The sequence below is a fragment of the Sorangium sp. So ce1504 genome, assembly GCF_051521635.1.
Classification (GTDB): Bacteria; Myxococcota_A; Polyangia; order Polyangiales; family Polyangiaceae; genus Sorangium; species Sorangium cellulosum_B.
Map to the genome: position 1 here is coordinate 6,201,394 of NZ_CP150365.1, position 10,447 is coordinate 6,211,840.

General features: G+C 73.3%; 7 protein-coding genes. 4 read left to right on the forward strand and 3 right to left on the reverse strand.

The genetic code is table 11. From position 1 onward, the window contains the following. Positions 1-14: 14 nt before the first annotated feature. Positions 15-782, forward strand: a complete 768-nt coding sequence (locus WMF39_RS23190; protein ID WP_437747637.1) for a phosphoenolpyruvate--protein phosphotransferase — start codon at positions 15-17, stop codon at positions 780-782. Here WMF39_RS23190 and WMF39_RS23195 read toward each other — a convergent pair. Beyond that, complete coding sequence (locus WMF39_RS23195) at positions 689-1,588, reverse strand: hypothetical protein (RefSeq protein ID WP_437747638.1); 900 nt, start codon at positions 1,586-1,588, stop codon at positions 689-691. The genes WMF39_RS23190 and WMF39_RS23195 overlap by 94 nt on opposite strands. A gap of 235 nt (positions 1,589-1,823) precedes the next feature. Between WMF39_RS23195 and WMF39_RS23200 the strand changes: the two genes are divergently transcribed. Beyond that, positions 1,824-5,975 carry a PAAR-like domain-containing protein gene (locus WMF39_RS23200; RefSeq protein ID WP_437747639.1) on the forward strand — a complete coding sequence of 1,384 codons (4,152 nt, stop codon included), beginning with the start codon at positions 1,824-1,826 and terminating at the stop codon, positions 5,973-5,975. Positions 5,976-5,990: 15 nt separating this feature from the next. On the opposite strand, the gene WMF39_RS23205 is transcribed toward WMF39_RS23200, so the two are convergent. Then, positions 5,991-6,929 (reverse strand): hypothetical protein, encoded by a 939-nt coding sequence (locus WMF39_RS23205; protein ID WP_437747640.1) that lies wholly within the window; start codon positions 6,927-6,929, stop codon positions 5,991-5,993. A 91-nt stretch (positions 6,930-7,020) separates the two neighbouring features. Here WMF39_RS23205 and hisC point away from each other — a divergent pair, with 91 nt between their 5' ends. Both hisC and WMF39_RS23215 read left to right on the forward strand, forming a co-directional pair. Then, positions 7,021-8,112, forward strand: a complete 1,092-nt coding sequence (gene hisC, locus WMF39_RS23210) for a histidinol-phosphate transaminase (protein WP_437747641.1) — start codon at positions 7,021-7,023, stop codon at positions 8,110-8,112. Continuing rightward, a complete protein-coding gene (locus WMF39_RS23215; RefSeq protein WP_437747642.1) occupies positions 8,103-9,311 on the forward strand; it encodes a tetratricopeptide repeat protein in 1,209 nt (402 codons plus the stop codon). The genes hisC and WMF39_RS23215 overlap by 10 nt, the downstream gene beginning before the upstream one ends. Positions 9,312-9,347: 36 nt before the next feature. Here WMF39_RS23215 and WMF39_RS23220 read toward each other — a convergent pair whose 3' ends face one another. Next, positions 9,348-10,361, reverse strand: coding sequence for a hypothetical protein (locus tag WMF39_RS23220; protein WP_437747643.1), 1,014 nt, complete (start codon positions 10,359-10,361; stop codon positions 9,348-9,350). Positions 10,362-10,447: the final 86 nt, after the last annotated feature.

Sequence of the window (10,447 nt, forward strand, 5' to 3'; positions counted from 1 at the left end):
ATACCCCCGCCATCATGGGAAAAGCCGCGTTTCTCGCCCGCCGGCTCACGCCGAGCGGGTGCATCGTCGCAGGTACGAAGCTCGCCTCTCACCGAGAGGCCCTGAAATCGAAGAAGATCAAGCTCGCCCCCAAGGTCGACGCAGCGGTCCAGTCCGTCATCGCGCGCACCGAGGCCGTCGAGGCGCTCGGGAGCACCGACGCCACCATGACGGAGATCGATCGCGGCGCCGACCGGTGCATTTCCGCATTCGGCGCCCAGCTCGACGGCATCGAACGCTCGTTCGACCACGACGACATCCTGCCGCTGAGCGATGACGAGGCCGCGCGCCGGGCCGACGCCGCGCTGGTGCGCTCGGAGGTGCTGTCGTCGGGCACGGGCTTCGTCAAGCTCGTGTACTCCCAGCAGTGGGTGCGCATGAGCGCGATGATCAAGGCGCTCGACGGCAAGGAAGTGAAGGCGGCGGCGGAGCGCCTCGGGCTCGCGGCCGAGGTTGATCGCCTCCGGCGCTGGACCGCGCTCTACGGCCAGAAGCTCGGCGTCACCGAGGCGAAGAGCGCGGACCCGGCGATCAAGGCGGTGGAGGCGTGGCACGAGGCCTACGGCACGCTCATGGTCCAGGTCCACGCCGAGTACGACGACGACAAGGACGAGACGCATGCGCTCCTCCGTGACCGCCTCCTGTCGCCTTACGAAGACGCGGCGGAAGAGGAGCGGCGCGCCGAGCGGGCCCGCGCCGCGAGCGCCAGCAGGAAGAAGAACGAGCCCTCCGTTCCCGCCTGATCGAGGCTCGTGGAATGATCCCACGGCGCCAACCGGGCGCGGGTCGCACGGCGGCGGGGGTGCACGTCGTCTTCCTGAAGAAGGGAGAGCGCGCGGCTGATCGTGCGCGCTAGCGTCGATCCGGCGGGCAACGTGGCCACGATGATCCTGACCTCGGGCTCGGCCGCGCGGAGCTCAACGACAAACTGGTTGTATGCGGCGTCGATCTCCTCGTCCGAGAGGCCCACGAGCTCGGCGTCCGTGTAGCGGGGGAAATGCACGAGCGCCTGCGTTGCCCGCAACTGCCAGACGGATTCGGGCTCGTCCGGGCTCGACCACACGCCGAAGCAGGGGACCTGAACGCCGTGATGAGATCGAGGGAACGGAGCGCGGGCCAGCGGAGGATCGAAGCGCGGGTGCATCGCAAAGCCGCTCCACAGGGCGATCCTGTCCGGGTCCGCGCCGGACGGCGCGCCCAGGGGCCAGTCCACGTCGAAGAGGCGGCAGCTCTCCCGCTGGAGCGCCTCGGCCGAGCTCTCGGCGAGCGGCCCGGCCCAGGCGGCCCAGTACGCCGGCTCCAGGGTGCGCTCGTCGATCAGGCTCTCGCGCATGGCCTGCGCGAGGGGCGCCGCCGGCTCACCGGTCCCGGCAGGCGCGATCTCGAGGCTCGCCCCTGCCAGCGGGGCGAGCCGCTGCCACGCGATCGCGCTCACGCCGGTCCACACGAGGCTCACGCCCGGCCGGTGCTCGACGTCGAGGTGAGGGCAGACGCGCACATGCGCGTGCGGCGCGTCGTGGTGGCAGACGGCGAAGGCGGTGGGCGGCATGGCGATGAGGGCAATTTAATCGCGGACGCCTGCCTCGCGCCGAGCGAGCCCGCGCCGCCAGCGCCAGGAAGAAGCACGAGCCCGACGTTCCTGCCTGGTCATCTCCCTCTCCCACACGTCAGCCGCGCCCCCGGCGAGCCGTCCGAGCCATGCAGCTTTCCCGGGCCACCGGACGGCGGGCTCGCGATTGCCGCGATTGCACACGCTCGCGGGACCGTGGGACCATCCAGTCACCATGGGTAAGGTCACCGCCCTCCATATGGACACCATCACCGAGAAATCCGGTCACCAGATGACCGGTATGGCGGTGAGCGTGTGTCTGACCCCGGCCGCGCCCAGCCCGTTGCCGATCCCCTACCCCACCATGGGCACGGTCTCGGAGGGGATCATCGACCCGTGCATGCGCACGAAGATCGAGGGCGCGAAGATCCTCACGGTCGGCGGCTGCATGAAGGCGTGCCACGGCAACGAGCCTGGCACGCTCAAGGAGGTCGTCAGCCTCAACACCGGCGGGCCTTGCTTCCCTTGGCTCGGCGCGCCGAACGTCATCATCGAGCTCGGCATGGCCGGCATCACCGGCAGCATGGGCCAGATGAACAAGAGCATCACCGTCGGCGCCGGCGCCAGCGCGAGCGGCGCAGGCGGCGGCGGCGGCGGCGGAGGGGGCGGCGGCGGCGGCGCCGGGGGCCCGCCCGGGGGCAGCCCGCAAGGCGGCGGCAACGGCGGCGGAGGCGGCGGCGGGGGCAACAGCGGCGCCGCGCCGCCGAGCCCGCCTGCGCCGCCGGGCGCGGAGGGCCTGGCGGCCGCGGGCCATCCGATCGACGTCGTGACCGGGACGCTGTTCACGATCCCGGCGGCCGACTTCACGCTCACCGGGTTCCTCTGGGTCCAGTGGATCCGCACTTACAGCACCTCGGCCGTGCGCCACCGCTGCGGCCTCGGGTGGGGCTGGTCGCACAGCCTCGCCTGGCGCGCCGAGCGCAACGGCGATCACCTCGTCCTCGTCGACGACCAGCAGCGCCGCACCGAGATGCGGCTGCCCGCGGCGGGTGAAGCGCTGCTCCTCCCCCACGGCCGGAAGGTGCACCTCGACGGGGACGCGATCGTCGTCGACCTCGGCGACGACCTCGCGCGGGTCCTCCGGCCCACCGCCGATCCGCGGGCGTACGCGCTCGCCGAGCTGCGCGACGCCTTCGGCAACGCGGCCACGATCGACTGGGATCAGGACGAGGTCGTGGCGATCACCGACTCGGTCGGCCGCCGCGCGGAGGTCTCCCGCGACGGGAACCTGCGCATCTGGTCCGTCGCCGTCGCGGATGAGGGCGGCAAGGAGCACCGCCGGCGCCTCGTGACCTACGAGCTCGACGGGCGCGGAGACCTCGTCCGGGTCATCGACGTGGGCGGCGCGGAGACCCGGTTCAGCTACGACGACGAGCACTACCTGCGCTCGGAGACGCGCCCCGACGGCGTCGTCTTCCATTTCGTGTACCAGGACGCGGGCGGCGAGCGGCGCTGCGTGGAGACCTGGGGTGAGCTGCCCGGCGGCGACCTCCTCGCCGCGCTCGGCGCCCCCGAGGCGCACGTGGCCGGCGGTCCCCGCGGCATCTTCCACACGCGCGTCGCGTACGGGCCCGAGCCTCACCAGACGACGGTGACGGACGCGCTCGGCCATGTGCATCGCTACCAGGGCAACGCGCTCGGGCTCGTCGAGCGCTACGTCGACCCGCGCGGCTACGCCATGCTGTTCACGTACGACGGGGTCGGGCGCCTCATCGCCGTCACCGACGGCGCCGGGGCCACGCAGCGACGCCGCCACGATCTCGCCGGACGGCTGATCTCCCTCAGCGACGGCGGCGGCACGGTCCGGTACCAGACGGACGAGGAGCGGCAGGGCGTCACCACCATCGCCCCGAACGGCCAGCGTTCCACCGAGCGGCGCAGCCGGGGGCGCGTCGTCGAGATCGAGGACGCGCGCGGCAAGACGACGGCCGAGTACGACGCGCGCGGCAAGAACACGAAGATCACGTACCCGAGCGGCCTCGTCGACACGCTCGAGTACGACGCGCACGGCAACCTCGTCCGCTACGCCCAGGGGGAGCGCGTGTGGACCTACGTGTACGATCTCCTCGGCATGCCCGTGCGCATCGAGTCGCCCGGCGGCGCGGCGACCACGCTCGAGGTCGACTCCTCGGGCAACATCGTCAGCGCCGTGGGGCCGAGCGGGCAGCGCACCGAGCGCGCCTTCGACGGGCTCGGGCTGTGCACGGCGACCTCGTACCCCGGCGGCGGCCGCGCGCACTACCGCTACGTGGCCAGCGCGCTCGTCGAGCAGGTGCTGCCGGACGGCTCGCGCTGGACCATGGGCTACGACGCGCTCCTCCGGCTGAGCTGGATGCAGAACGCCGCGGGCGAGCGGCGCTCGTTCGAGTACGACGCGGTCGGCAACCTCGTCCGCGAGACGACGTTCACGGGGCTCCAGTACCGCTACGAGTACGACGGCGCGGACCGGCTCGTGTCGATCCTCCGCCCCGACGAGTCGATCGTGCGGCTCTCGCGCGACGGCGCGGGCAACGTCGTCTCGCGGGAGTACTCGTCGGGCCTCATCGAGCGCTTCGAGTACGACGCCCTGGGGCGCGTCGCGCGCGCGACGAACGGCGCCTGCACGACGGAGCTCGCGTACGACGATCGCGGCGCGATCCTGCGGGACACCCAGACGTGCGGCGGCTTCAAGTTCGTCACGAGCTACGACTACGACGAGGGCGGCCAGCTCGTGGCGCGCCGGTACTCGTCCGGCTGGCGCGTGGCGCTGGAGCACGACGCGTACGGGCGGGTCGCCGCGATGGGCGTCGGCCATCCGGACGCCGCCGAGCGCTTCGTCTTCGAGCGCGACGAGCAGGACGGCGAGCGCGCCCGCCGGCGCGACGGTGGCGTCGGCGCCATCCTGACCCGGCGCAACGCCGAGGGCTTCCCCGTGGAGATCCAGGTGGAGGGCGCGTCGGGCGACGTCGTCCGCTCCCGCGCCTACCGCTGGCACCCGGTCGGGGCGCTGGCCGCCGTGATCGACAGCGAGCGCGGCGAGCGCCGCTACGAGCTCGACGCGCACGGGCGGCCCGTGGACGTCCGCGGGCTCAGCGCGACCGAGGCCTTCTCCTACTCGCCGCACGGCACGGCGATCGCGCGGGGTGAAGCGTCGGTCGGCGCCGGCGGAAGGCCGCGCGCGGCGGGCGACCAGGTCCTGACCTGGGACCGACTTGGCCGGCTCTCGGGCCGGGACGCGCCCGATCCACAGCGCACATGGCGGTATGCCTTCGACGAGAACGATCGGCTGACCGAGGCCGTGCGCGGCGACGGGCTGAAGATCCAGTACATCTACGACGCGCTCGGCCGCCGCGTGGCCGAGATCGTCGGCCAGGGGAGCACGTGGTTCGGCTGGGACGGCGACAGCATCGTCGAGGAGCGCTCCTCGGGCGGGCAGGTCACGCGCCGTGTCTTCGACGCGTCAGGTCACATGCCGCTGCTCGAGTCGCAGGGCGGCGCGGGCTTCCGCCTCGTGGCGACCGACGCCGCGGGAACGCCGTGGCTCACCCTCGACGCGGCCGGCGAGATCACCGAGATCGATCTCACCACCTGGGGCGAGGTCGCCCACAAGCGCGGCGAGCCGGGCGCGCTCCGCTTCGCCGGGCAGCGCGCCGACGAGCTCACCGGCCTCCACTACAACCGGTACCGCTACTACGCGCCCGACCTGCGCGTGTTCATCTCGCCGGATCCCATCGGCCTCTCGGGCTCGCTGCAGGAGATCGGCTTCGTGCCGAACCCGACGCTCTTCATCGATCCGCTCGGGCTGCTCACGATCATCACGGCCTCGAACGATCCCAAGCTCCACAACGCGTACTACTCGCAGTACGCGGCGAAGTACCCGGGCGCGACGATCCTCAAGCCGAACCAGGTCGTGCCTGGCAGCCTCAAGGGCGAGACGGATGTCGTCGTCGACACCCACGGCTGGCCGGGCAGCGTCGAGTGGGCGGGGAAGAAGATCTCGGGGGCCCAGCTCGCGGACAAGCTGAACGCCGCCGGGTTCAACGGGAAAATGCCCGGAGCGCGCGTGGACGTCGTCACGTGCAACGGCGGGACGAAGCCGAACTTCATGGGCCGCAGCGTCGCCCAGGCGGTCGCGGACCGGACCGGCGCGACCACGTCCGGCGCGACCGCGAAGGGCGTCCCCGGCGTGGCCTCCGCCGGGGCGATGGGCAACGCGGGCGCCTCCGGCCTGGTCAGCGGAATGCCCACCGGCCTCGGATCTGGCAACGCCCCGGGCAACCTGCACGTCAACGGCGGCGGTCACCTGATCAAGGACATCAAACCGCGCTGGTACACGTTCGGGCAGTGACGGGCGGCCCGCCGCTCAGGGCGCGCCGGCGGTCGCGCCCTGCAGCGGCTCCGGCGACCCGATCCAGGCGGCGAGCCGCACCTCGTCCTGCGGCGGCGCACCCAGGACGACGACGAGGAACGGGCCGTCGCACACGAAGTAGCGCTCGTACATATCGCCGCGCCCGAGGGTGAGCGGCCCGGGCTCGGTCGGCGGGAGCGCGTCCCAGCCCAGGCGGAAGCGGACGGCGTGGCGGGCGTCTCCGATCCGGCGCCCCTCCCCGCCCGCGAGCGGCTTGCCGACGAGCTCCTCGTGCACACGGGCCGCGCACAGGTCGAGCGGGGGGATCTTCAGCGCACAGCGCCGGTCGAAAGGCTTCACGCCGAACCATCTCCCCAGCCAGCCCCTCGGCCTCCGCGCCGTCGCGACGACCTCCGCGACGGCGGCCCCGAGCGTCTCGGGGCGCGGGCACCGCGCGACAACCACGCGCTCATCCCCCTTGGCCTCGATCTCGATCACGAAGTCGTCGGGGCCGCTGTGGCGATGCACCGTCAGCTGCGCCGCGGCCCGCGACCACGTCGCGTCGTCGACGTCGTTCCAGAGCCCGAACGCAGGCAGGACGCGCTCGCCGAAGAGGACGCCTTCACGCCGGCTGGCGAAGGGCGCTGCGAACGACGGGCGCACGCACGAGAACGCGTACGCCCCGAGGGCGTCTCCGGGCGCGCTCTCCGGCAGCGCGCCCTCAGGCAGCGGCCCGAATCTGCGCGCGCCCTCCTGCGCCACCTCCCGGAGCGCTTCTGCCACGGCGCCGACGCGCGCGACCGACCAGGGCGACCCAGCGGCGCGCGGCATGGCGGACGCCTCCCCCGCTCGCTCCTCCAGAGGGAAATCCGGCGAGAAGATCAGGTTCAGGTCTGGAACGATGGGGGACGATAGCGACGGCACGAGCACGGTCGCGCGGCTCATCGTGGGCATGAGGTCCTCTGGTCCTGGAAGGAGGCGGGTAGTATAGCGCTCTCTTCCGCCTACCCTCATCGCCGCGCCCGCGACGACCGTGGACCGAGCCATGCCGCTGCCCGATTTCCTCCCTGCGCTGCTTCGTCCGGAGCTCGCCGAGCTCCACGCCTACACCCCGGTCGCGGGGCACTTCCCTGTGCGCCTCGACGCCAACGAGAGCCCGCCGCTGCTCTCGACCGAGGCGCGGGCGGCCCTCGCGCGCGCCGCGGCGCCGGAGGACTGGGGCCGCTACCCCGACGCGCGCGCCCTCGATCTCCGCGAGGCCATCGCCGCCCACTGCGGCGCGGATCCCGACGAGATCCTGGCCGGCGTCGGCTCCGACGAGGTGATCTCGATCGTGCTCACCGCGCTCAGCCGCCCGCGGCAGGGCGCGGACGCGGCGAGCGTCGTCACGGTCAGCCCCACCTTCGTCATGTACAAGCTGAGCGCGCGCGCGCGCGGGATGCGCGTCGTCGAGGTCCCGCTCGACGCCGGCTGGGATCTCGACGTGGCGGGCCTCGGGCGCGCCGTCGATTTCGCGCGCCCCAACGTCGTCTTCATCGCCTCGCCGAACAACCCGACGGGCGCGCTCATGTCGGAGGACCGCCTCGAGGTGGTCGTCGCCGCGGCGAGGGACGCCCTCGTGATCGTCGACGAGGCGTACATCGACTTTGCCCCGCGCGACCAGCTCGCCCTCCTGCGCAAGCACCCGAACGTCGCCGTGCTGAGGACGCTCTCGAAGATCGGCCTCGCGTCGCTGCGGATCGGCTGGCTCATCGGCGCCCGGGAGCTCGTGGCCGAGCTCGACAAGGTCCGCCAGCCCTACAACCTGCCCACCCCGTCGCAGCGCGCGGCCGCCTTCGCCCTGCGGGAGCTCGGCGGCGAGCTCCGCCGCGCCGCCGCCGCCGTGACGGCCGAGCGCGAGCGCCTCGCGGCCGGGCTCGCCGAGCTCGGCCTCTCGGTCGCGCCGAGCCACGCCAATTTCCTCTGGATCGGCACGCGCCGCCCTGCCGGCGAGGTCTTCGAGGCGCTCGCGGCGCGCGGCGTCCTCGTGCGCAGCTTCCACGCGGCGGGCGGGCGCCTCGCGCACCGGCTCCGCATCACCGTCGGCCTCCCGGAGGAGAACGATCACCTCCTCGCCGAGATCGCCGCGTGCGCGTAGCCGTGCCGCTCTCCGCCGCGCGGCGCGCGGCGCGTGTGTTCCTCGCGACGTTCGCGGAGATCGCGGCGCCCGCGGCGTTGACGGCGTTGACGGCGTTGACGGCGTCGACGTCCATTGCCGGCTGCGCCGCGCCCCGGGTCGCGCGCTCGATCGACGGCCAGATCATCGAGGGTCGTTACATCGCGGCGCACGCCTATGCGCTGTATGCGATCGGCGCCGAGGCCGAGGCGCGCGGCGATCTCGCGACGGCGCTGGAGGCGTACGAGCTGGCGGAGGACGGAGACCCCGACAGCGCGGACATCTGGACTCGTATCGGGTCCGTGCGCTGCCGGCTCGGGCGCGGGGAGGCGGCGGGCGCCGCCTTCGAGCGCGCCCGCGCGATCGAGCCCGACTACGAGCCGGCCTACCGCGAGCAGGCGCGCTGCGATCTCTCGGCGGGGCGGCTCGAGGCGGCGCTCGAGCGGATCGATCGGGCGATCCTGCTCGATCCGGATCGTGACGACGGCGCCCTGCTCCGGGCCGAGATCCTGCGGCGGCTGGGCCGCACGGACGACGCGCGCCTCGCCTTGCGGGCGCTCGTGGTGCGGCGCCCCTGGTCGACGGAGGCGTGGCGCGCGCTGCACGCGGCGGCCGTCGAGGCGGGCGATCGCGCGGTGGCCGAGCAGGCTGCGCGGCGCCTGCGGGAGCTGGCTGCGCCGGGGGCAGCCGTCCTGGGGCGGCGGATGCCGTCAGGGGGGCAGCTGGCCGAGGTCGACGAGGCGCTCGTCCTGGGCCAGCTGCGCCGCGCCCGCCGCCTGGCGCGCGACGCGGATCTGACGCCCGCCGAGGTCGCGGTGCGCGCGGCCGCGCTGGGCCGCATCGGCGAGGCCCGCGAGCAGGCCGAGCTCGTCTCGGCGGCCGATCCGGCGAGCGCCGAGGCGCTCGTGGCGCTCGCGGTGGCGGCCGATCTGAGCGGCGATCTCGACGCGCTGACGCGGGCCTGCGACGCCCTCGACCTGTCCGCGGCGGCGGGCGGCCCCGCGGTGGCCCCCTCGCGGCTCGCCCGGCTCCTCTTTGCCGAGCTGCTCTTCCGTCGCGTCGGCCGCGACGCCGCGCTCACCTGGCTCGGCCCGCCGCCCCCCGCGCCCGTCGCCGGAGATGCGCTGTCCCAGGAGGTCGAGCGGCGCGTCCACCGGGAACTCGCGGGCGCCGCGCCTTGATCGGCGCGGCGCGGGCGCGTACCCCCGCCCTGTGGCTCAAGGTGAGGGCTTGGTGTGCGGCTTCTCGTTGTACTTCTTGAGGTCGAAGTTGAGCTCGAAATCGAGCGTGTTCTCGCCCTCCTTGATCTCGATCTCCCTCTTCACGTCCTGATCGATGGCCGGCAGCAGGGCGGCGGTGAGCACCTTGCCCACGGGGATGCCCTTGATCTCGTACTTGCCGTCGAGCCCGGTCACGTCGTGTGTCGCGAACTTGAGCACGAAGACCTCGGCCTTGAGGAACGGCTTCGGCAGCTTGTCCACGAGGTGGTAGTAGCCTGGCTGCGGCGGGTAGAACTTCACCGGGTCGCCCTGCGGCACGGCGACGAGGACCGCCATGAAGGGGGCGCCCTCGAGGTTCGGCATGTACGGCTCCAGCGGATCGAGGTTCGCGACCTCGAGCCGCTGGCCATAGGACATGACCACGGTCCGCTTCGAGAACGCGCACCCGTGGATGGTCACCTTCTCCGCCTCTTCGCGTTCCGGCACGTAGCCGCTGTAGTTGACGACGGTGACGAGCGCGTCGGCGACCCCGTTCTGCTGTCCGACGCGAAACAGCCGCCCGTAGGTCGCGGCGGCCTCACCGCACTTGCCGATCGGGAAGCTGAGCCCTGTATCGGGCGGCGGGTCGCCCTTGATGGTGACGCGTCCTCGCAGCGTCCCCGTGGGCCCGCTGTACGGCGCCTGTCGCTTCGGGTTCATCACCTTCGCGACGTCCTCGGAGGTCAGCGAGAGCGCGTGCGCCTCGCCCGCCCCGGCCTGCGCGCTCCCCACAGCGCCGGCGCTCGCGCTCCCCGCCGCCGCCGCGGTCCCCGGCGCAGCGCTCGCGCTCCCCGCCGCCGCCGCGGCCCCTGCGGCCACGGGCGCCGCGCTCCCCGCCGGTGTCGCGCTCCCCGCGGTCGCGCCGCTGCTCGCGTTCCCTCCCTGACACCCGAGCGCTCCGAGCAGCGCGACGCACGCCGCTCGCATCCTTCCATCCCCCGCGCTTCTCTGCAGCTTCTCGCCGGTTCGCATCGGCGCCGACTCTAGCAACTCGCGCGCCCCGCGCAGCACCGTGTATTCGCTGCCGAACGAAGCGCGAGCGCCGGCGCCCCGTTGCC